General features: G+C 65.1%; 17 protein-coding genes. 9 read left to right on the top strand and 8 right to left on the bottom strand.

The window, feature by feature from the left end:
* Window positions 1–63 precede the first annotated feature (63 nt).
* Entirely contained in the window at window positions 64–936 is an 873-nt protein-coding gene (locus V6F88_RS15350; protein ID WP_332610538.1) for a PhzF family phenazine biosynthesis protein, read from the top strand.
* Window positions 937–1,078: 142 nt separating this feature from the next.
* On the opposite strand, the gene V6F88_RS15345 is transcribed toward V6F88_RS15350, so the two are convergent.
* The 3 genes from V6F88_RS15345 to V6F88_RS15335 all read right to left on the bottom strand — a co-directional run bounded on the left by V6F88_RS15345 (window position 1,079) and on the right by V6F88_RS15335 (window position 1,934).
* Window positions 1,079–1,417: a BON domain-containing protein gene (locus V6F88_RS15345; RefSeq protein WP_046802700.1), complete on the bottom strand. Its 339-nt coding sequence runs from the start codon at window positions 1,415–1,417 to the stop codon at window positions 1,079–1,081.
* 106 nt (window positions 1,418–1,523) lie between these two features.
* Entirely contained in the window at window positions 1,524–1,688 is a 165-nt protein-coding gene (locus V6F88_RS15340; RefSeq protein ID WP_006218179.1) for a DUF1328 domain-containing protein, read from the bottom strand.
* A gap of 45 nt (window positions 1,689–1,733) precedes the next feature.
* Complete coding sequence (locus V6F88_RS15335; protein ID WP_046802701.1) at window positions 1,734–1,934, bottom strand: CsbD family protein; 201 nt, start codon at window positions 1,932–1,934, stop codon at window positions 1,734–1,736.
* Window positions 1,935–2,321: 387 nt separating this feature from the next.
* On the opposite strand from V6F88_RS15335, the gene V6F88_RS15330 reads away from it, so the two are divergent.
* Window positions 2,322–2,450 carry a hypothetical protein gene (locus tag V6F88_RS15330; RefSeq protein ID WP_332610537.1) on the top strand — a complete coding sequence of 43 codons (129 nt, stop codon included), beginning with the start codon at window positions 2,322–2,324 and terminating at the stop codon, window positions 2,448–2,450.
* Window positions 2,451–2,603: 153 nt separating this feature from the next.
* Here V6F88_RS15330 and cphA (V6F88_RS15325) read toward each other — a convergent pair whose 3' ends face one another.
* Entirely contained in the window at window positions 2,604–5,174 is a 2,571-nt protein-coding gene (cphA, locus tag V6F88_RS15325) for a cyanophycin synthetase (protein ID WP_332610536.1), read from the bottom strand.
* A 14-nt stretch (window positions 5,175–5,188) separates the two neighbouring features.
* Complete coding sequence (cphA, locus tag V6F88_RS15320) at window positions 5,189–7,804, bottom strand: cyanophycin synthetase (protein ID WP_332610535.1); 2,616 nt, start codon at window positions 7,802–7,804, stop codon at window positions 5,189–5,191.
* 269 nt (window positions 7,805–8,073) lie between these two features.
* Here cphA (V6F88_RS15320) and V6F88_RS15315 point away from each other — a divergent pair, with 269 nt between their 5' ends.
* Window positions 8,074–10,359: a cyanophycin metabolism-associated ABC transporter gene (locus tag V6F88_RS15315; RefSeq protein WP_332610534.1), complete on the top strand. Its 2,286-nt coding sequence runs from the start codon at window positions 8,074–8,076 to the stop codon at window positions 10,357–10,359.
* 21 nt (window positions 10,360–10,380) lie between these two features.
* On the top strand, window positions 10,381–10,851 hold the full coding sequence (locus V6F88_RS15310; RefSeq protein WP_332610533.1) for a cyanophycin metabolism-associated DUF1854 family protein: 471 nt from the start codon (window positions 10,381–10,383) through the stop codon (window positions 10,849–10,851).
* Window positions 10,852–10,869: 18 nt separating this feature from the next.
* On the opposite strand, the gene V6F88_RS15305 is transcribed toward V6F88_RS15310, so the two are convergent.
* Entirely contained in the window at window positions 10,870–12,006 is a 1,137-nt protein-coding gene (locus tag V6F88_RS15305; protein ID WP_332610532.1) for a GNAT family N-acetyltransferase, read from the bottom strand.
* Between the two features lie 95 nt (window positions 12,007–12,101).
* Here V6F88_RS15305 and V6F88_RS15300 point away from each other — a divergent pair, with 95 nt between their 5' ends.
* The 5 genes from V6F88_RS15300 (at window position 12,102) to V6F88_RS15280 (ending at window position 16,472) form a co-directional block, all read left to right on the top strand.
* Entirely contained in the window at window positions 12,102–12,947 is an 846-nt protein-coding gene (locus V6F88_RS15300; RefSeq protein WP_332610531.1) for a ferritin-like domain-containing protein, read from the top strand.
* Entirely contained in the window at window positions 12,944–13,657 is a 714-nt protein-coding gene (locus V6F88_RS15295) for an MOSC domain-containing protein (RefSeq protein ID WP_332610529.1), read from the top strand. The genes V6F88_RS15300 and V6F88_RS15295 overlap by 4 nt, the downstream gene beginning before the upstream one ends.
* A gap of 2 nt (window positions 13,658–13,659) precedes the next feature.
* Window positions 13,660–14,901, top strand: a complete 1,242-nt coding sequence (locus tag V6F88_RS15290; RefSeq protein WP_332610527.1) for a lytic murein transglycosylase — start codon at window positions 13,660–13,662, stop codon at window positions 14,899–14,901.
* A 143-nt stretch (window positions 14,902–15,044) separates the two neighbouring features.
* Entirely contained in the window at window positions 15,045–15,458 is a 414-nt protein-coding gene (locus tag V6F88_RS15285; RefSeq protein ID WP_104143120.1) for a YidB family protein, read from the top strand.
* Window positions 15,459–15,521: 63 nt separating this feature from the next.
* Window positions 15,522–16,472, top strand: a complete 951-nt coding sequence (locus V6F88_RS15280) for a DUF4434 domain-containing protein (protein WP_332610526.1) — start codon at window positions 15,522–15,524, stop codon at window positions 16,470–16,472.
* Here the strand turns inward: V6F88_RS15280 and V6F88_RS15275 are convergent.
* The gene (locus V6F88_RS15275; protein ID WP_332610524.1) at window positions 16,469–19,396 is read right to left on the bottom strand and encodes an NfrA family protein; all 2,928 of its coding nucleotides are present in this window, start codon (window positions 19,394–19,396) and stop codon (window positions 16,469–16,471) included. The genes V6F88_RS15280 and V6F88_RS15275 overlap by 4 nt on opposite strands.
* Window positions 19,393–21,087 (bottom strand): glycosyl transferase family protein, encoded by a 1,695-nt coding sequence (locus V6F88_RS15270; protein ID WP_332610522.1) that lies wholly within the window; start codon window positions 21,085–21,087, stop codon window positions 19,393–19,395. The genes V6F88_RS15275 and V6F88_RS15270 overlap by 4 nt, the downstream gene beginning before the upstream one ends.
* Window positions 21,088–21,093: the final 6 nt, after the last annotated feature.

Below are 21,093 nucleotides of genomic sequence, written 5' to 3'. Positions count from 1 at the left end.
GCGCTGCGATAAAGTGGAAAGCCTTGCCGGGTGCGCCGGCGCTTTTCCTGCGTGATTCCCTTCATGACTTCCTACGCTTTCCGCCTGCTAAACGTCTTTGCCTCGTCCACCTTCGGAGGTAACCAGCTTTGCGTGTTTGAAGACGCGCGGGGCATGGACGACGCCACGATGCTGAACCTGGCCGCGCAATTCAATCTGTCGGAAACCACGTTCATCCTGCCGTCCGACAAGGCTGATGCGCGCGTGCGCATCTTCACGCCGGGCTACGAGATGAAGTTTGCCGGCCACCCCACCCTCGGCACGTCGCAAGTGGTGCGCGACATTCGCGGCACCGGCGATGCGTTGACGCTGGAATTCGCCGCGGGCGTGGTGCCGGTGCAGGCGCAAGGCGACGCCTGGACCTTCACCGCGCCGTGCCCCAACGGCGTGCAAACGGCGCCGCCCCAGCAAGATCGCGCGGCAATCGCATCGCTGGTCGGATTGTCGGCCGATGACCTGGCAAGCGATCCAATTTGGGTGGATACCGGCGCCGATCAGCTGCTGGTGCCGTTGGCCAGCGTGGACGCGGTGCGCCGCGCGGCGCCCGATTCCGCCAAGCTAAGCCGCTGGCAGGCCAGCAGCCTGGGCCGCAAGACGATGTACCTGTTCGCGTTCGACGAAGGCAATGTGCGCGATGCACGCCAGGTAGTCGTGGCGCGCTACTTCTTTGCCAAGGCGGGCGGCGGTGTGGACGAGGACGCCGGCACCGGATCGGCCTGCGCCAACCTGGGGGGCTGGTTGATTCACAAGCAGCGGCCTTTGCCCGCCAGCATCCTGGTCGAGCAGGGCGATCAAATGGGACGTCCGTGCCGCTTGCTGCTGGACGTGCATGCCGACGGCCGCATCCAGGTGGGCGGCCGTGCGCTGGAGATCGGCCGGGGCACCGTCACGATCTGACGGATCTGATCCGGGGCATCCCCCGGGGCAAGGCGGGCGCTGTGTGGAGGCCGCCCATAAAAAACGGCGCCTGTGTCTGCCACAGGCGCCGCCTCTCTCTCTAGGCCCCGGTATGGAACGCGGCCGTCCTTACAAACCTGCCTTACTTCTTGTTCTTGGCCGGGTCGACCTTGATGTTGTTCTTCACCTGCTTCACCCCTTCAACGCCACGGGTGACGGTAGCAGCGTGGTCGGCTTCAGCCGCCGTGCCTACGGTACCGGTCAGCGTCGCGACGCCATTGTTGGTTTCCACGGCGATGTCCAACGCGCTCAGTTGCTTGTCGGCAACGAAAGCGGCCTTGACCTTGGTCGTTACGGTCGCATCGGAGGCATATTCGCCCACGGATTGCTTGGGCTTGCCATCATCCGCCGCGAAAGCCATGGAAGTGAAGACAGCGCCAGTTCCCAGTGCGGCGGCGGCGATCAGCTTGCGAAATTCCATAGTCGTGCTCCTTATTAGTATGGGTCTGCGGCGTTAAGCGTCGGCGCGGCAGACAGTCAGATTTTCAACTTTCAACTTCGAGGGGTATGCGTGCTATCGGCGTGTTCTATTTTTTTCGAAGCGCGCCGCTCAGGATGGACAAGAGCGCCAGCACCAGGAATACGAAGAACAGGATCTTGGCGATACCCGCGGCCCCGGCGGCAATACCGCCAAAGCCGAGAACCGCCGCGATGATCGCGATGACGAAGAAAACTACGGCGTAATGCAACATGTCAGCTTCTCCAGTGAGTTCGACCGATCAAGGCGGTGGGAGGATTCAGGGATTGCGGTCGAAGAAATCCCGGACTTCCTTTTGCGCTTCATCCTTGGTCTTGCCATAACGCTCTTGAATCAGGCCAGCCAGGCGTTCGGCGTTGCCTTCCGTGCGGGTCAGTTCGTCGTCGGTGAGCTCACCCCAGGCGGCTTTGGCCTTGCCAGTCATTTGCTTCCACTTGCCGGCGATGATGTCGTTATTCATGGTGACCTCTCTTCTTATCTTCGTGCGACGCAGGGCTTATGGCCTATAAGTTCCTGCTGTCGCGGTTGACTTGAACGCTGATCAGCTAGCCCCTAACTTACGAGTGGCCAAAGGGGCTGTCAAACGCGGCTGTGGGTATATGTAACAGCGCCGGAAGGCTTGGCGGACGCGATTTTCCGAGGGAAAAATCCCGGGCGAAAGGGTCGCGCAGGAGTTACATTCCGGCAATGTCTTGTCCCCTTTTGAGCGGGGCTGGTAACGGAAGATGCGTCGGTTCCCCCCTGTGGCGGGCTAAAACGGCCACTGCGGCGCTGGTGGCGGCAAGGCCCGGCCGGTATAGTCGTGCCCAACCCTTGGGCTTTTCATCAACGAAAAAGGAAGGCACGCATGACGCAACGACTTTGCAGCGCTCTCTTGCTGACGCTGGCCGCGCTGGCGGCGGTGGGATGCACGCACGTGACGGACAAGTACCAGGCCACCGGCCCCGCGCCGGAAGCGGCAACGCCCAGCACCTGAGCGCGTGGGGTTACACGTTGCACCCGGCGCCGTGCATGGTGGTTGACATCATGGCGGTCGACGTCATGGCGGTTGACATCATGGCGGGTGAAATGCAAACGGGGCGCACTGCGCCCCGTTTGCGTTTTCGGCGTACCCGCCGCGCCGCCCGCCTCAGGGCTGGGCGATGCGGTGAGCGATGTGCGCCAGCGCTTCTTCCACCTGGTCCACCAGGATCAGGCACAGATCCCCGGCTTGCAGGCGCCCCAGCGCCGTATCGATAGCCAGGAATTCGCCATGGATTTCCTCGATGTGCATCGTGCGCGGCGCGTCCACCAGGCCCTCTTGCAGCAGCGCCAGCACCTCGCCGTCGGCGCGGCCCCGTTGGCATTGATCCTGGTACAGCAGCACGTCATCAAAGGCGGCGCCCAGGATTTCGGTCTGCATGCGGATGTCTTCATCACGGCGGTCGCCCGCCCCGCTGATGACCACCGAGCGGCGCTTGGCCGGCATGGCGTCCACCGCGCGCACCAGCGCCAGAATGGCGTCGGGGTTGTGGCCGTAGTCGGCGATGACCGTTGCGCCCCGGTAGTCGAACACATTGAAGCGGCCAGGGGCCGTTTGCGCATCGTTCACAAACGTGGCCAGGCCACGGCGCACAACGTCCCAATCCAGGTTCAACGCCCACGCCGCGGCAATTGACGCCATGGCGTTTTCGACCTGGAAGGTGATCGTGCCATTGCGCGTCAGCGGAATGTCGGCCAGCGGGAAGCGGGTTTCTTCGGCGCCTTGCGCCGCCACGATCGCGTCGCCGTCGCGGTACACCGACCGCAGGCCCTGCGCGCGGTGTGTGGCCAGGACGGGATGGTTGCGGTCTTCGGCAAAGTAGGTGATTGACCCCGGGCAGCTGGCGGCCATCTCGGCCACGATCGGGTCGGCGGCATTTAGCACAGCGGTGCCTGACGGGTGCACGTGCTGCACGATCACGCGCTTGACCACGGCCAGGTCCTCAACGGTGCTGATGTAGCCCAGGCCCAGGTGGTCGCCCATGCCGATGTTGGTGACGATGGCCACGTTGCAACGGTCGAACGCCAGGCCTTCGCGCAAGATGCCGCCACGCGCGGTTTCGAACACGGCGGCGTCCACGTCCGGGTGCATCAGCACGCTGCGCGCGCTGCGCGGGCCGCTGCAATCGCCGGTGTCGATGCGCAGCTTATCGATATACACGCCGTCGGAATTGGTCATGCCGACGCGGTTGCCGGCCGCGCCCAGCAGGTGCGCGGTCAGGCGCACCGTGGTGGTCTTGCCGTTGGTGCCGGCCACGGCCACGACCGGAATACGCCCGTCGTCGCCGTCCGCGTACATGTTGGCGATGATGGCCTCGCCCACCGCGCGGCCCTTGCCGAACGACGGGTTCAGGTGCATGCGCAGGCCCGGCGCGGCGTTGACTTCGACCACGCCGCCATGCTGCTCTTCCAGCGGGTACAGCACGCTTTCGGCCACCACGTCCACGCCGCAGATGTCCAGCCCGATCATGCGCGCGGCGGAGACCGCGCGCGCCGCCATCTCGGGGTGCACTTCGTCGGTCACATCGGTGGCCGACCCGCCCGTGCTCAAATTGGCGTTGTTGCGAAGGAAGATGAGGGTGCCGGGGGGCGGCACGGAATCCGCGTCAAAGCCTTGCTTTTTCAGCGTGGCCAGCGCGATGTCGTCAAAGCGGATCTTGGTCAGCGAGGTGGCGTGCCCGTCGCCGCGCAATGGGTCCGCGTTGACCTGATCGACCAGTTCGCGAATGGTGTGCTGCCCGTCGCCGGTCACTTGCGGCGGGTCGCGGCGCGAGGCCGCAACCAGCGCGCCGCCCACCACCAGCAGACGGAAGTCGTGGCCGGGAATATAGCGTTCAACGATGACTTCCGAGCTGACTTCCTCGGCCACCTCGAACGCCTGGATCACGCGTTCCCGTGTTTCGATGTTGACCGCCACGCCCCGGCCCTGGCTGCCGTCGCGCGGCTTGACCACCACGGGGCCGCCCAGCTCTTGCGCGGCTTCCCATGCCTCTTCGGCGGTCGTCACCGAGCGGCCCATGGGTACCGGCACGCCGGCCGCGTCCAGCAGCATCTTGGTCAGGTCTTTGTCTTGCGCGATCGATTCCGAAATGGCGCTGGTCAGGTCGGTTTCGGCGGCCTGGATGCGGCGCTGCTTGCTGCCCCAGCCGAACTGCACCATGCTGCCCTGCGTCAGGCGGCGATAGGGAATGTTGCGGGCGACGGCGGCGTTCACGATGGAGCCGGTGCTGGGTCCCAGGCGCACGTCTTCGTCCAGATCGCGCAAGCGCTTGAGCGCATCGGGCAAGTCAAAGGGCGTGTCGTCCAGCGCCGCGCGCACCAGTTGCTGCGCCATTTCCATCGCCAGCAGGCCGACTTCTTCTTCGCTGTACTCGACAACCACCTGGAACACGCCGGGCTCCACGGTGGACGAGGTGCGCCCAAAGGTCACGGGGCAACCGGCGTGCGCCTGCATCGTCAACGCGACGATCTGCAACACGTGCGCGATCGACACCGCGCCTTGATGGCCTTCCGGCCGCATCAGCCCGGTTTGCGGCAAGCGCGCGCGCAGGCGGGCTTCGAACTCGGGCAGGTTATCAATGGAGCACTCGGCGTCGGCGCACGAAACGATGGCCTCGATCGCGGTGTTCTTGCTCCACAGATTGGGGCCGCGCAGGGCACGGATACGGGAAACTTCCATGGCAGGTATTCCTGTCAGTATTGTTGAATCCAGCGGCGGACCAGATCGATGGTGGGGCCCGAAAAGGCTTCGTCGGATTGCAGCAGGACGAAGTCGCCCGTTGCAATGCCGGTCAGCACGCTTTCGATGGCCTTGCCATGATCCGGCTCGTCCTGGATGTCTTTCACGCGGCTGCCTTGCGACAGCCCCTGGCGCAGCAGCGCGCGCGCCTGGCCTTCGGGGCGCTTGCTTTGCACGGTCATGTCGTCATAGAGCACGACGCGGTCAAAGGCATCGCCCAGCAGGCGGCCCTGTTCGATCAGGTCGGCGTCGCGACGGTCGGCGCCGGCGGAATACACCGCGGCGCGGCGCGTCGACGGAAACTGGTCGATGGCGGCGATCAGCGGGCGCAGGGCGGACGCGTTGTGCACGTCGTCCACCACCACCGTGCTGCCGTTGCGTTCAAACAGCGTGAACTGCCAGGGCGCATCAGCCTGGTCGATATCGAAGGTTTCGATACCGGCGCGGATCAGTTCCACGGGGATGTCCAGCGCCCAGGCGGCGCCCACGGCGGCCAGCACGTTTTCCACCTGGAAGGCCACGCGGCCACCATGCGTCAACGGGATGGCGGCCACATTGGCCAGCCGCTCTTCGCGGGCGCCTTGCGCCAGGATGATGCCGCCGTCGCGCACAAACACCGCGCGGCCGTCTTGCTGCAAATGCGCGGCGATGGCGGGCAGGGCGGGGTCGATGCCAAAGAAAATCACCGCGCCATCGCACAGCTCGGCCATTTCCACCACGCGGGGGTCGCGCGCGTTGAGCACGGCGGCGCCCGTCGGCAGCACCACGTCGACCTGCGTGCGGAACACATTGAACATGCGTTCCGTTTCGTTGATGTCGAAGTCGCCAAGATGGTCGGCGTCGTCGATATTGGTCACCACACCGACCTGGCAGCGGTCATAGGCCAGGCCCTGGCCCAGGATGACGCCGCTGTCGTTTTCGATGACGGCTGCGTCCACGTTGCGGTTCATCAGCAACCGGGTGCCGGACGCGAAATCGGCGCGGTCGCCCTTTTGCACCAGGCGGCGGTCCAGGTACAGCCCTTCGCTGCACGCCAGGCCGGTGCGCTTGCCGGACAGATGCAGCAAGCGCGCAACCAGGCGTGCCACCACGGTCTTGCCGTTGGTGCCGGTGACGCCCACGATGGGAATGCGGCCGGCGTCGCCGTCGGGGAACAGGTGGTCGACGATGGCGCGGCCCACCGGGCGAGGGGTGCCGTCGGCCGGCTTCAGGTGCATCAGCAAGCCCGGGCCGGCGTTCACTTCAACGATGGCTCCGCGCTGTTCCGCCAGCGGGCGGGTGATGTCTTCGGCCACCAGGTCCACGCCGGCTATGTCCAGGCCCACCACGCGGGCGGCCAGCGTGACGGTGGCGGCAATGCTGGGATGCACGCGGTCGGTCACGTCGAACGCCACGTTGCCGCTGCGCTGCACCAACACGCGCTGGCCGTCGGCCGGCACGCTGTCTTCCGACATGCCCTGGCGGGCAATTTCCAGCCGGGCGGCGGAGTCCAGGCGGACCAGGTTCAATGGATGGTTTTCGGTGCGACCGCGGCGCGGATCGATGTTGATCTGGCTGTCGATCAATTCGGTGATGGTGGACTTGCCGTCGCCCGTTACCCAGGCTGGTTCGCCGGCGGCGGCGGCCACCATGCGGTTGCCGACCACCAGCAAACGGTGTTCGTTGCCCAGCACAAAGCGTTCGACGATGACGCCGCTGCCTTCATCCACCGCCACGCGGTAGGCGGACACCACGTCTTCACGGGTCGTCAGATTGGTGAAGACGCCACGGCCGTGGTTGCCGTCATACGGCTTGACCACCACGGGCAGGCCGATGTCCTCGGCGGCTGCCCAGGCGTCGTCCTCGCTGCGCACCAGGCGGCCCTCGGGCACCGGCACGCCGCAGGTCGACAGCAGTTCCTTGGTCAGGTCCTTATCGCGCGAAATGCCTTCGGCGATAGCGCTGGTGCGGTCGGTTTCGGCTGTCCAGATGCGGCGCTGGGCCGAGCCGTAGCCGAATTGGACCAGGTTGCCTTCAAACAGGCGGATATACGGAATATCGCGGTCGTCGGCGGCATCCACGATGCAAGCGGTGCTGGGCCCCAGGCAGTGCTTGTCCACCAGGCTGCGCAGCTTGGCAATGGTGGCGGGCACGTCGAACGGACGGTCTTCAATGGCGGCCATGACCAGGTCGCGCGCTTCGTTCAGGGCGGTGCGGGTGACCTGTTCCTGCCAGGCGCGCACCACTACTTTGTAGACGCCGCGGGTGGACGTTTCGCGGGCTTTGCCGAAGCCGCCGCGCAATCCGGCCAGGTTCTGCAATTCCAGCGTGACATGTTCAAGAATGTGGCCGGGCCAGGTGCCTTCTTTCAGGCGGGCCAGGAATCCCCCGCGCACGCCGGGGCTGCATCGGTGTTCGATCAGCGTCGGCAGCCATTCGGACAAGCGCTCGTAAAACCCGGGAATGGTGTTGGACGGATAGTCTTCCAATTCACCAATATCCACCCATGCTTCAAGGACCGGGCGATACGTCCAAATGTTCGGGCCGCGCAAAGCCACGACATCGAGAAATTCAATGTCTTTCTTTTTCATGTTTTAATTTACTTGAGAAGCAGGTTGGCACGCGCGGACGCCCCTATGTAAGACCGCGAATTTATTGCGAATTTTTGGGGTTGCGCTGTAAGAATAATGCCAACGAGTGGGGGATCCCAGATATTCCTAATTAGAAAAATCGGCTGCTACTATACGACGCCTTCAAGGCGTGAACTCGTTGTGTTGTAAGGAAGGGACACGTTTGCCGCCGTAGGTGGTAAACCGGTTGCCGCCTAGTAGGGCAGAGTCCTGGCCCGGTATGCGTTCCAATGAAAAAACCACACCTGCTTTCCGGCCTTGCCGATGCCTTTCCTGCCCGCTGGCGGGATGAAATCCGCGCTGAATTAGCGGATGGCGAAACCTTGCTGGCCTGGGTTGAAATAGACCTGGACCAGCGGCTGAAGTTCCAGCCAGGGCTGGTCGCCGCGACGGATCGGCGCCTTCTAGCCCGAAATTCCGCCGATAACGGCTGGGATTCGTGGGCCTACGGGCCGCAATTAACGCTTAATCTGACGGACCACGCCGGCGCCGCCGTGCTGGAATTGCACGACAATACGGCGCGTCTGGCCATCTGGCGTTTCACGCTGGCCCGCAACCCGGCCGCGCTGCGCCTGTTGGCGCAGTTTGAATCGCAGCAGGCGATCCGGCTCTCGGGCCAAGCCGAAGAAGCGCCGCAGGAACGCAATTGCACCGTCTGTAATAACGTTATTCCCGCCGGCGAGGAAGAATGCCCCACCTGCAACCAGGAACAGGCGGCGCCGTCGTCCACGTGGGCGTTGTTGCGGCTTTGGCGCTTCGCGCGGCCGTATCGCGGCCACTTGCTGGTCGGTTTCGTGCTGACGTTGCTGGGCACGGCCGCCACCTTGGTGCCGCCTTACCTGACCATGCCGCTGATGGACGATGTGTTGATTCCGTTCCAGAACGGCGCGCCCATCGACTACAGCAAGGTGCGCCTGTATCTCAGCGGCTTGCTGGCATCCGCCTTTCTAGCCTGGGGGCTGGGATGGGCTCGCACCTACATCCTGGCCTGGGTCAGCGAGCGTATCGGCGCTGACCTGCGCACCACCACTTATGAACATTTGCAGCAGTTGTCGCTGGAGTACTTTGGCGGCAAGCGCACGGGCGACCTGATTTCACGCATCGGTAGCGAGACCGACCGCATTTGCGTGTTCCTGTCTTTGCACCTGCTGGACTTCGCCACCGACATCCTGATGATCGTGATGACGGCGGTGATCCTGGTGTCGATCAACCCGTGGCTGGCCTTGGTGACGCTGGTGCCGCTGCCGTTCATCATCTGGATGATTCACGCCGTGCGCGACCGCCTGCGCCACGGTTTTGAAAAGGTCGACCGCATCTGGTCCGAAATCACGAACGTGCTGGCCGACACCATTCCCGGCATTCGCGTGGTCAAGGCATTCGCACAGGAAAAGCGCGAAGTCGCGCGTTTTCGCGAAGCCAATAATCGCAACCTGGAAGTGAATGACCGCGTCAACACCACGTGGTCGCTGTTTTCACCCACCGTCACGCTGTTGACGGAAGTGGGGCTGCTGGTGGTGTGGATATTCGGTATCTGGCAGGTGTCGCAAAAGCAGATCACGGTAGGCGTGCTGGCTGCGTTCCTGGCGTATATCGGGCGCTTTTATCTGCGCCTGGATTCCATGAGCCGCATTGTGTCGGTGACGCAAAAGGCGGCTGCCGGCGCCAAGCGCATTTTTGACGTGCTGGACCATGTGTCCAGCGTGCCCGAACCGCAAAAGCCGGCCACGCTGCCGCACATCAACGGCCGCATCGAATTGCGCGACGTGGGCTTCCGCTACGGCAACCGCCAGGTGATACGCGGGCTGAACCTGACCATCGCCCCGGGCGAAATGATTGGGCTGGTCGGTCACAGCGGCTCGGGCAAGAGCACGTTGATCAACCTGATCTGCCGTTTCTACGACGTGTCCGAAGGCGCGGTGCTGGTGGACGGCATCGACATCCGCTCGGTGCGCGTGACCGACTATCGGCGCAACATCGGGTTGGTGCTGCAAGAGCCCTTCCTGTTCTTCGGCACCATTGCCGAGAATATTGCCTACGGCAAGCCTGACGCCACCCGCGACGAAATCGTCGCAGCCGCTCGTGCGGCCCATGCGCATGAATTCATCCTGCGCCTGCCGCACGGCTATGACTCGCTGGTGGGCGAGCGGGGCCAGGCCCTGTCGGGCGGTGAACGCCAGCGCATCTCGATTGCGCGCGCGTTGCTCATCGATCCGCGCATCCTGATCCTGGACGAAGCCACGTCGTCGGTGGACACCACCACCGAAAAGGAAATCCAGAAGGCATTGGACAACCTGGTGCGTGGTCGCACCACGATTGCCATCGCGCACCGGTTGAGCACGCTGCGCAAAGCCGACCGGCTGGTCGTGCTGGACCGTGGCCAGATCGTCGAGCAAGGCCCGCACGAAGAATTGATGGCCCGCGAGGGCGCCTACTATCGCCTCTACCAGGCGCAAGCGCGCCAGGCCGAAGCCGACGCGCAGGCGTCGGGCAGCGAAGACATGGCCGCCGTGGCCTGACGCCGAACCGGGATTATCTTCATGACGTTGCCGACCTTTCAGCTGCGCCGCAATGCCTTTGGGCGTCTGGAATATCAATCCGCCGACGGCGAGACGCACGAAGGCGTCATCCCCGTGCGCGCCTTCCCCATCAGCGAAGCGGGACGCGGCCTGTCGCTGGTGACCAGCGACGGCCACGAACTGCTGTGGATCGAACACCTGTCCGACGTGCCGGCCCCGCAACGGGCGCTGATTGAAGAAGAGCTTGCCGGGCGTGAATTCATGCCCGAAATCCGCAAGCTGGCCAGCGTGTCGACGTTTGCCACGCCCAGTACCTGGAATGTTGAAACGGATCGCGGCCCCACCTCTTTCACGCTGCGCGGCGAGGAAGACATCCGCCGGCTCAGCCCGCAGACGCTGCTGATTGCCGACAGCCACGGCATCTTCTATCTGGTGCGCGACATCCTGGCGCTGGACAAGCACAGCCGCAAGCTGCTGGACCGGTTTCTGTAGGGACGCCGCACAGCGCGGCTACCGCTGGGCGCTGCCCTTGAACGGCGTGTGCGATTCCAGCTCGCCCAGATAGTCGGTGACCGCCGAGGTTTCCTCGTCCAGGAAATTCTGGATCGCCTCGGCAAAGCCCGGGTGCGCCACCCAGTGCGCCGACCATGTCGGCGTCGGCAACAAGCCGCGCGCCATCTTGTGTTCGCCTTGCGCGCCGCCTTCGAAACGGCGGATGCCATGCGCAATGCAATACGCAATCGACTGCATATAGCAGGTCTCGAAATGCAGGCCCGGCACGTATTCAGTGGCGCCCCAATAGCGCCCATACAGCACGTCGCCGCCCACCAGATTCAGCGCTGCCGCCACCCGCACGCCATCGCGTTCGGCCAGGATCAATACAAACGCTTCCGGCTGTTCCCGATGCGCGCGTTCAAAGAAATCCCGGTTCAGATAGGGCGGATTGCCATGGTTGAAATACGTGCGGCAATAACAGTCGTAGAAAAAACCGAGGTCGGCGGGGGTAATGTCGCCGCCGCGCAACCAGCGGAAAGACAAGCCGGCGGCGGCGACCTTCTTGCGGTCCTGGCGGATCTTCTTGCGCTTGTCGTGGCTCATCAGCGCCAGGAACGCGTCAAAATCCGCGTAACCCGGGTTGGTCCAATGAAACTGCACGCTTTCCCGGATCATGAAGCCGGCCTCGCGCAGCACGTGCATGTCGGCGTCCGCCGGAAACAGCAGGTGTAGCGACGACACCTTGATTTCCTCGGCAAAGGCGACCAGCCCGCGCACCAGCGTGGCCCGGTCTTCGTCATTGGTGGCCAAGAGGCGCGGCCCCGTGACAGGCGTGAACGGAATGGCAGACAGCAGCTTCGGGTAATAGCGCATGCCGTGGCGTTGGAAGGCGTCGGCCCAGGCGTAGTCGAACACGTATTCGCCACGCGAGTGCGACTTCAGGTAAAGCGGCGTGGCGGCGGCCAGCGCTCCGTCGCGCCACAGCGCCAGATAATGCGGCGCCCAGCCCGAGGCCGGCGCCGCGCATCCCGTTTCATGCAGCGCGCACAGAAACGCGTGCCGCAGAAAGGGTTGATCACCGGCCAGCGCATCCCAGGCATGGGCGTCGATGCGGGACAGGTCGGTTTCAATGGTCAAGCGCAGGGAATCCATTCGTGAATGATAAAGTCTTCGCCAGCGCGCGGGTTTGAAACCGTGGGCTTTTTCAGGGATTGCGGCGGCACGGGCCGCCTGGGATTGGAAACACCATGGACAGCAACACCATCGCCGCGGCAGATGCCGCGCCGATCGCGCAATGCTTGCGGGGGCAGGCCTTGGCCGCGCTCGCCGCCAAGACATGGCCGGAAAAACTGGCGGCCGTGCGCAATATCGCCGATCGCGCGCCGCTGGACCGCACCCGCGTATTCGTCGCGCCGCACGGCTTGCCCGGCCGGCCGGAACACCCCGAATTGGTGCCGCCCGCGCAGGTCAAGCATCGGTCCATGGCCACGGTCGAGGGCCGCGCCGCGCTGCTGCACGCACTGGCTCATATTGAATTCAACGCCGTCAATCTGGCGCTGGATATTCTGTGGCGTTTTGCCGGCATGCCCGAAGCGTTCTATCGCGATTGGCTGCGCGTAGCGCGCGAAGAGGCCTATCACTTCGATCTGTTGCGTCAGCGGTTGGCGGCGCTGGGTTACGCCTATGGCGACTTCCCCGCGCACAACGGCCTGTGGGACATGGCCGAGCGCACGCGGGGCGACCTGCTTGCGCGCCTGGCGCTGGTGCCGCGCACGCTGGAGGCGCGCGGGCTGGACGCCTCGCCCATGATCCGCAACAAGCTGGCCGGGGCAGGAGACGCGCCCAGCGCGGCCATCGTCGACATCATCCTGCGCGACGAGATCGGCCATGTCGCCATTGGCAACCATTGGTTCAAGCAGCTATGCGCACAATCGGGCCAGGAACCCGTGGCCTGCTACGCCGACCTGGCGCAGCGTTATGACGCCCCCAGGTTGCGCGGCCCGTTCAACCTGGAAGCGCGCCGCGCGGCGGGGTTCGACGACGCCGAGCTGGCCGCGTTGCAGGCCAACCAGCCGGTACCGAACACCCAATGAAACCGATAAGCATTGATGCGTTGCTGACCGGCACCGTGCGTCCGCTGGGCGATTCCGGCCGCGATAGCGGTATCGACAAACACCCCGTTTCCCAGCGCCTGTGGGTGGGCGCCGAAGGCCTGCGCGGCGACGAACAAGCCGACCGCCGTTTTCATGGCGGCCCGGAAAAGGCGCTGCATCATTACGCCCGCGAGCACTATCCCGCCTGGCAGGCCGAGCTGGGCGAACGCGCGGTATTGCAGGCGCCGGGCGCATTCGGCGAGAACATATCCACCCACGGCATGACCGAAGCCGACGTCTGCGTGGGCGATGTGTTTCGCGCCGGCACCGCCTTGATCCAGGTATCGCAAGCACGCCAGCCGTGCTGGAAACTGGATCACCGATTTGCCCGGCGCGGCATGGCAGCCCGCGTGCAGGCCAGCGGCATGACGGGCTGGTATTACCGCGTGCTGCAAGAGGGCTGGCTGTGCGCGGGCGACACGCTGACGCTATCCGAACGCCCGCATGCACAATGGACGCTTGCCCGCGTGCAAGACGTGCTGAACCGGCGCGTGCTGGACGCGGACGTGCTGCACGCCCTGGTCGCGCTGCCCGAACTGTCGCCGAACTGGCGGGCGCTGTTCGAAAAGCGCGCCCAGGCCGGACAGGTGGAAGATTGGACCCGCCGCCTGCAAGGCGATGCGCAGGCCCCGACATCGCAGGAACGTTGAACATGAAAATGCCCCTATCGACAAGACCGGCCCTGGCCCGGGCGCTTTGCTGCGCGGCGCTTGCACTGCCTGCTTTCGGCGCCCACGCGGCCGACCCTTACGCCGCCTGCCTGTCGCAGCTGCGCGGCCCCGCGCAGAAAGCGGGCGTGTCCGCCGCCACCTTCGACACCCATACGAAAGGCTTGTCGCCCGACATGGCCGTCATTGAGCTGCTGGACGCGCAGCCCGAATTCAAGACGCCCATCTGGGACTACATGGCGGGCCTGGTCGATGACGAGCGCGTGGCGGACGGGCAGGCGGGCATGGCGCGCTGGCAGGCCGACCTGGCCCGCGCGGCGGTGCGCTACCAGGTCGACCCGGCCACGATTGCCGCCGTGTGGGGCGTGGAAAGCAACTTTGGGCGCACCCTGGGCGGCCGGCCGCTATTGACGTCCCTGTCGACGCTGTCCTGCTTCGGCCGGCGGCAAGCCTACTTCCGAGGCGAATTTTTTTCGACGCTGAAAATCATTCAGGACGAACACATCGCGCCAGAGCGGCTGGTGGGTTCGTGGGCCGGCGCCTTTGGCCAAACGCAGTTCATGCCCTCCACCTATCTGCGGTTGGCGGTGGATTTTGATGGCGATGGCCGCCGCGACCTGGTCGACAGCGTGCCCGACGCACTGGCCTCAACCGCCAACTTCCTGAAACGCGCCGGCTGGAATCCGGAATTGGTCTGGGGTTATGAAGTCCGTCTGCCCGCCGCGCTGGACGCGGCCGGGGCGGGGCGCAAGAACAAGCGCGCGATGTCCGCTTGGGCTAAACAAGGTGTGACCCGCGCGGACGGGCAGGCGCTGCCTCCGGGCGATACGCCGGTCGGCCTGCTGCTGCCCGCGGGCAGGAAAGGCCCCGCGTTTCTGGTGACTCGCAATTTCGATGCGCTGTATTCGTACAACGCGGCGGAAAGCTATGCCCTGGCCATCGCCCACCTGTCGGACCGCCTGCGCGGCGGCGGCCCGCTGATACAAGCCTGGCCCACCGACGACCCGGGCCTGTCGCGGGCGGAACGCCGCGAATTGCAACGCTTGCTGATCGCCAAAGGCTATGACGTGGGCGAACCCGATGGGATGGTGGGCACGCGCACGCGCCAAGCCTTGCAAGCCGCCCAGCGCGAACTGGGTCTGCCCGCCGACGGGCGTGCGGGCCTGAAGGCGCTGCGGGCGCTGCGGGCATCCCAGGCATCCCAGGCGCCCACCCCGCCGCGTTGAAGCCACCCAGGGCCGGATAAGCGGCCGCATTCCGCGGCCAGATTTACAAGTTTTGCAAAGAACCGACCCTGGGTAACCGCCTTGACATGCCGGGTGCCGGTCGCGGCCCTATACTGGTTTTCCCACTTTTCAGGAGCACTGCGATGAGCTTGTTGGATACCTTGGCCTCGATGGCCGGCGGCGGTCAGCAAGGAGGCTCGGCATCGCTGCTGCCGGCGCTGATCGAACAACTGAACAAATACCCGGGCGGTCTTACCGGCCTGATCGCCAGCTTTCAGAAGGGCGGCTTGAGCGAAATCGTGGCGTCTTGGGTAGGCACGGGGCAGAACCTGCCCGTCAGTCCCGACCAGCTGGGCGCCGTGCTGGACCCGGGTGTCGTCAACGAACTGGCCGCCAAGACCGGGCAGGACACCGATTCGGTGCTGGGCTCGCTGTCGTCGCTGTTGCCGCAACTGGTGGACAAGGCCACGCCGCAAGGCGAGGTCCAGCCTGGCCAGGATTTCAACCCGACCGATCTGCTGGCCTCGTTGTCCGGCATGTTCGGCAATCGGGGCTGACCCGGCGGGACGGGCTTACCCCTGATACGTCAACCGCTTTCCTCTCCCACCCGCCGGCGCCTGTTGCAGGCGCTGGCCGTGGGCGCGCTGGCGCCCTTGGCTGCCTGTGCACCGCCCCTGTCCTTGAACGCCACGTTTTTGCAACTGTGGCGCAGCCATCTGGATTTGACGCCTGAAGACTGGCGCGTGCGCCTCTCGGCCTATCGGCGCCTGGGATGCCGCGAGATCTTCCTGCAATGGGTCGGCCTGGAAGGCGGACGCCCTGACGACTGGATGGCGTCCGATGCCACGCTGCGCATGATCTTCGACGAGGCCGAGCACCAGGGTCTGGGCGTGCATGTGGGGCTGCCTTACGACCAACGCTGGTGGGAGATGCTGGGCAACGCCAACCCGCGGGCATTGGCAGCTTACTTGGACCACACCCGCACGCGCGGCGTGGCGTACATGCAGGCCGCGCCCTGGCCCAAGCGCAAGTCGTTTCGTGGGTGGTACCTGCCCTACGAGCTGGAACAATACAACTGGGCCTCTGCCGCGCGGCAAGCGTTGCTGATGCCGTGGCTGGATGCCTTGTCGCGCGCGGCGCAGGACACCAGCCGGGGGCGCCCGCCCTGTATTTCCACCTATCATTCCCGCCTGCCCACCGACGGTTCCTTGATGAACCTGTGGAGCGCCATCCTGGACCAGGTGGCGATTCATCCCATGATCCAGGACGGCGTGGGCGTGTCTGGCCTGGCCAACTACCAGGCGCTGGCGCCGCTGCACGACATGCTGCTGGCGCGCCGCGCATCGTTCGACCTGGTTCTGGAGTTGTTTGAAGAACTGCCCTCGGGCAGTACCGATGGCTCGACCTTCAAGGCGCGCTCGGCCGACTTCGATCGCGTCAAGCAACAGTGGGAAGTCGCGCGCGGCTATGGCGCCAAGCGGGTGGTGGCGTTTGCGATTGACCCCTGGGTCATCGACAACACGCCCGAGGCGCGGGCGCTGATGCGCGCGTGGCTGGACGCGCGCGTCTAGTACGACAGCGTCAGGTTGATGAACAGCCCGCGCGCCCGGTCGGCCGCGCCGCCGCCGATGTTGAAACGGTACTGCGTGGTCAGGTCCAGATAGGATCGCGGCGCGTTGTAATGGTCTTCACGGAACCAGTAACGCACGTTGAAGCCGGGGCCCGCGCCTAGCGACCATGACGAGCCATTGCCTTGTTGATCCACGGAAAACGACTCGCCTTGGAGGTTGAAGGAGGCGCGGTTCTTGTTCCACAGCCAGTCGGCGCCCACCACGGCATACGGAAAGAACACCAGCCGGTCGCTGAGGGCATCCATCCGATAGCTGCGACCCACGCGCAATTCACCGGCGCCAAACGCCTGGTCGCGTTTCATGCGGCCCGAGACCTTGTCGCTGTCTTTCCCCGTGGCGTTGTCGCGCAGCCAGTATTTTGCGGGCATGTCCTGCCAGGAATAGCCGCCCTGCAAATAGCCTTCCATCGTGAACCAGTCGGGGCGGTCGATGCGCAGGTTCGTGCCTTCGTACAAGCCATAGGTGATGTACGCCAGCCACGCGCCGTTGTCCGCCGTGGTCTGGTAGTGGGGCGATTGATTCGTCTGATTCAGCGCGCAGCGCAGGGCGGCCGGCGCGGGGCTGAACGTGCCCTGGCGCGTGGCGGTGCCCAGGTTGAACTGGCGTTCGATGCCGAACGTCAGGCCTACCTCGGTGGACGGCGTGAAGCGCATGCCCAGCGACCCGACCGTCGTGGGCAAGCCCGCGATGCCTTCGTTGCGGGTCTCCGCGACATCGATGCTGCCTCCGCAAGGGTCGGCGACGGTCTGGCCGGTAGTCTTGCCGCCTTTGTCATACAAGGTGTTGGAAAAGCGGCCATACAACTCGAAGGTCTGCGTGGCCGAGTTCAGAAAGTCGGCCGGGCGCCAGAAGATTTCGGCCGTGCTGAAGATGGCGTCACCGGGCACCGTGATTGCCGCGCCGCCCAGCCCGGAGGACGCCGGCCGCGCGCCGCGATAGCCGGCGGACACATAGCCGCCCCATTCGCGCGACAACTCCGCAACGCCGCTGCGCGTGTCAAAGCGCTGCTGCGGCGTCAGTTCCAGTTTGCCGGCATCGGCTTCGTCGATAGCCTGCTGCAAATCAGCCACCGCGCCACGCTTGTCGCCCGCGCCGGCGCGCGCATAGCCTTCGTCCAGGATTACGGTGGGCGGCGCCTTGCCGGTGGCGCGCGCGGCCTGGAAGTCTTGCAATGCCAGGGCCGGCTGCTTCGTGCGTTGGCGCAGATAGCCGCGCTGCATCAGCAGCGTGGGGTCGTCGGGCTGCGCCACCAGCGCGTCGGTCATGCGTTGGTGGGCTTCGGCCAGCTGCGCGCCTTTGCCGGCTGCAAGCGTGGTGGTCAACAGCCGCTGGTATTCCTGGTTGGCCGGGTCTTGCTCGACGGCCAGGCGGGCCTGGGCGATGGCCTCGGCATAGGCTTCGCGCGCATAGGCGGCGTAGGCCCGTGCAGCGGGGCCGCCGCTGCCCACCGCGTCGGACGGCAGCAGGTCGCAATAGGCGCCGGGCGGCGTGTTGCGGCAGTCCGGGACGGGCGCGGGGTAATTGGCCAATGTCAGCGTGGCGGGCACGGCGGGCCGGGAACGGGCGCGCTTGATTCTTACGTCGGCGGCGCTGTCCTGGCTGCCCAGTGGCGTCATCAGGGCCAGCGCGCGGGCATTTTCGCCGCCGGCCAATGCGGCGTCGGCGGCCAGCAGCCGGATGCTGCGGCGCTGGGCTTCGGTTAATTGTCTTTGCTTCAACGCGGCGTCAAAGTCTGCATTCGCCAGATCGGTCTTGCCTTGGCGCTGGCGCAGATAGCCGCGCATGACCCGTGCCGTGGTGTTGCCGCTGCGCGCGCTGGTGGCGGGGGTGGCGTCCGCGCGGGCGGGGGCGTTGCTGTCGCCGGTGCCGCCGGTGGCTCTGGTGCCGTCGGCGCCGGCCGTGGCGTTGATAGCGTCGGTGGCGGCGGCCTCGGCTTCTGCCAGGCGGTCGCTTTGCATCAGCGCGGTAATCAGCAGCATGCGATAGCCGGCGGTGTCGGGTGACGCCGACACGGCCTGGCGTGCCAACGGCACGGCATCATCCGCGCGGTTGTCACTTAGCGCCTGGTAGGCCGCATCAGCCTGTTTGGCGGCCATGCGCGAGGCCATGGTCTGGCGCCGAGCAGCCAGGTCTTTTTTGTTCGGAGCGCCCAGCGCAATCGCGCGGTCGATGGCGGCGTCGGCCTGGGCGTATTGGTTCTGCGCTTCCAATGCGTCCAGCCACAGCATGGCCCACGCACCTTGCTTGGGGTCGATGCGAAATGCGCGCTCGGCGCCGCTTGCGGCGGCGGCATAGTCACCGCGCTTGTAGTCGGCGTAGGCGCGGGTGGCGATGGGATAGCCGCGACGGTAGGCCGAGGCGGGGGGCGATGCGGCAGGCGATGCAGGGGCCGATGGGGCGGCCGATGCAGGGGCCGATGCGGATCCGGGAGCGGCGGCGGTGCCGGGCGCCGGTGAAGGCGCAGGCGCCGGCGCGGAAGCGGTCGCGGGTGGCGGTGCCGGGCGCAGATTGGCGCGGGCCTGGCGTAACGCGGGCGTGTCGATGCCTTCCTTGATGGCGTCGGCGGCGGCCTGGTCGGCTTCTTTCAGCTTGCCTTGCTTTTGCAGCGCGTAGATTCGCAGCAGGTGCAAGCGTTCCACGTCCGGGCGCAGCACAATGGCCGATGCGGCCTGCCGCGCGGCCAGTTCATAGTGGCCGGCATCAAAATTCTTGTAAGCCTCTTCAGCGAACCGAAATGCGGCGCCTTCCAGCGGCGCTTCTGTTTTCGCGGTGGTCGGCGCGGCGCTTTGCGCGCTGGCCGGTGGGGCAGCCCCCATGCCGGCCAGCGCGGCGGACAGAATCAGCGAGCGGGTCAACGGTGTCATGTCGGCGCGGGTTTGTCTTTGGAATGCGGCGGTGTGGTCGCCTGTCCTGATTGTTGAAAGTCGATGGCTTCGCTTAGCGTGCCTTCGTCCAACCAGCCTTGCTCGGTCAGGATCTGTCCCAACGGTTTTTTATCGCGCGCCTGGATTTCAAGGGCGCGCGCCAGCGTGTCCTGATCGATGGCCTGCCACGACAACAACAGTTCGCCCAGCCGCTGGCGTTGCTGCGACAACTGGTCCGTGCTGGGAAAGTCGTGCATGGTCTTGTCCCATGCCAGCCGCTTGCCCGTGACCAGGTGGGCGATGAACAAACGCCACGCCCGCGCCGCGGCCATGGCGTTGATGAAGTTGCCCACGATCATGCGGGGAATCGACAGCACCGCGTGTTCCCAGCCATACATGCGCCCGACAAAGTACGCGCGCTGCACAACGCGCAGCAGCAGCGCCACGGCGTTAGCCCACATCAGTATCACCAACCACCCGCCGGGCCGGAAATACGAGGGGTAATACACCTTCCACCATCCGAATTTATCGGCCAGGAAGAACACGAAGAAGTTCGCCAGCAACACGTAGGCCAGGATGGCGATAAACGACGTCACCAGGCCCTTGCGGTCACGGAACAGCAGGTACCGATTGGCCAGGGACCCGGTCCAGCCCACCTGTTGCCAGCCTTGCAAACCGATGCCCAGCGTCCAGCGCGCCTTTTGCCGGTACGCGGTGCGAAACGTGTTCGGAAAATACTCGCGCACGCCCAGCGGCATGCGGATCGTGGAAACTTTTTCAGGCCCCAGGCCGAACCAGGAGCGGCGGCGCGTGACGTATTCCACTTCGAATTTGCCGAAGATCTGCTTCATGCCGCGCTGCGCCAACCGCGCCCCGATGTCGTAGTCTTCCGTCAGCGTGTCGGTATTGAACGGCTGGTTGTTGGTTTCGGCCGCCAGTTCCTCTAGCGCGCGTCGGGAAAAGCAGGTGCCCACGCCGGCGGACGGCACCATCTTCGACAAGCTTTCGCGCACCACCAGGTCCTTGGTGTGCCATTCGGCGAATTCATCCATGTAGGTGCCGGCCACCAGCTCGTGCCAGTGACGCTCCAGCGACGTGACCGGCAGCTGGATGAAGTCGATGCGTGGCAGCAGATAGTTGTAGTACTTCAGTTCCAGCGGGTGCAGCACGTCTTCGCTGTCGTGCAGGATGACGCCGGCAAACGGCACGGGCTGCTTGGCGTTCTGCGCGAAGATGGCCTGGACGATCCAGTTCAGGCAATCCGCCTTGCAGGTGGGCCCGTCATGCGGCACTTCCACGCGGATCAGCTTGCGATAGCGCCGCCGCATCCGCTCTACTTCGTCGATGGTGCGCTGGTCGTTCTGGTAGGTGCCCGCAAAGATCATGTAGTCCTTGTATTCCAGCGTGGACACCATGGTTTCAAGCATCGACGAGATCACGTCGTACTCCAGCCAGGCCGGCACCATGATGGCCAGCGGCTGTTCGGGCTTGGCCCGCAACTCCTCGGCCGACAGCGCGGTGTAGCGTCGCTTGACGGTCAGCGAACGCCGCAGTTCGCGCAGCCAGAACCAGGCGTCGATGAACAGATCATCCAGGCTGGACAGCAGGATGATGACCCCCACCACGGCGGTCACCACTTCCAGCCCGCGGTAATAGTCCGCGATGAAGTAGGGCCAATAAAGCGAAGACATGGCGGT

It is taken from the genome of Achromobacter sp. ESBL13 (genome assembly GCF_036668755.1).
Classification (GTDB): Bacteria; Pseudomonadota; Gammaproteobacteria; order Burkholderiales; family Burkholderiaceae_B; genus Achromobacter.
Note: the sequence above shows the minus strand (reverse complement) of the source record. Positions and strands in the feature narration are given on the sequence as shown.

Coding starts and splice junctions, on each gene's coding strand:
- V6F88_RS15270 (WP_332610522.1), bottom strand. CDS start 21,087: ATGTCTTCGCTTTATTGGCCCTACTTCATCGCGGACTATTACCGCGGG.
- V6F88_RS15290 (WP_332610527.1), top strand. CDS start 13,660: ATGAAAATGCCCCTATCGACAAGACCGGCCCTGGCCCGGGCGCTTTGC.
- V6F88_RS15345 (WP_046802700.1), bottom strand. CDS start 1,417: ATGGAATTTCGCAAGCTGATCGCCGCCGCCGCACTGGGAACTGGCGCT.
- V6F88_RS15295 (WP_332610529.1), top strand. CDS start 12,944: ATGAAACCGATAAGCATTGATGCGTTGCTGACCGGCACCGTGCGTCCG.
- V6F88_RS15275 (WP_332610524.1), bottom strand. CDS start 19,396: ATGACACCGTTGACCCGCTCGCTGATTCTGTCCGCCGCGCTGGCCGGC.
- V6F88_RS15305 (WP_332610532.1), bottom strand. CDS start 12,006: ATGGATTCCCTGCGCTTGACCATTGAAACCGACCTGTCCCGCATCGAC.
- V6F88_RS15335 (WP_046802701.1), bottom strand. CDS start 1,934: ATGAATAACGACATCATCGCCGGCAAGTGGAAGCAAATGACTGGCAAG.
- V6F88_RS15310 (WP_332610533.1), top strand. CDS start 10,381: ATGACGTTGCCGACCTTTCAGCTGCGCCGCAATGCCTTTGGGCGTCTG.
- V6F88_RS15330 (WP_332610537.1), top strand. CDS start 2,322: ATGACGCAACGACTTTGCAGCGCTCTCTTGCTGACGCTGGCCGCGCTG.
- V6F88_RS15315 (WP_332610534.1), top strand. CDS start 8,074: ATGAAAAAACCACACCTGCTTTCCGGCCTTGCCGATGCCTTTCCTGCC.
- cphA (WP_332610535.1), bottom strand. CDS start 7,804: ATGAAAAAGAAAGACATTGAATTTCTCGATGTCGTGGCTTTGCGCGGC.
- V6F88_RS15350 (WP_332610538.1), top strand. CDS start 64: ATGACTTCCTACGCTTTCCGCCTGCTAAACGTCTTTGCCTCGTCCACC.
- V6F88_RS15285 (WP_104143120.1), top strand. CDS start 15,045: ATGAGCTTGTTGGATACCTTGGCCTCGATGGCCGGCGGCGGTCAGCAA.
- cphA (WP_332610536.1), bottom strand. CDS start 5,174: ATGGAAGTTTCCCGTATCCGTGCCCTGCGCGGCCCCAATCTGTGGAGC.
- V6F88_RS15340 (WP_006218179.1), bottom strand. CDS start 1,688: ATGTTGCATTACGCCGTAGTTTTCTTCGTCATCGCGATCATCGCGGCG.
- V6F88_RS15300 (WP_332610531.1), top strand. CDS start 12,102: ATGGACAGCAACACCATCGCCGCGGCAGATGCCGCGCCGATCGCGCAA.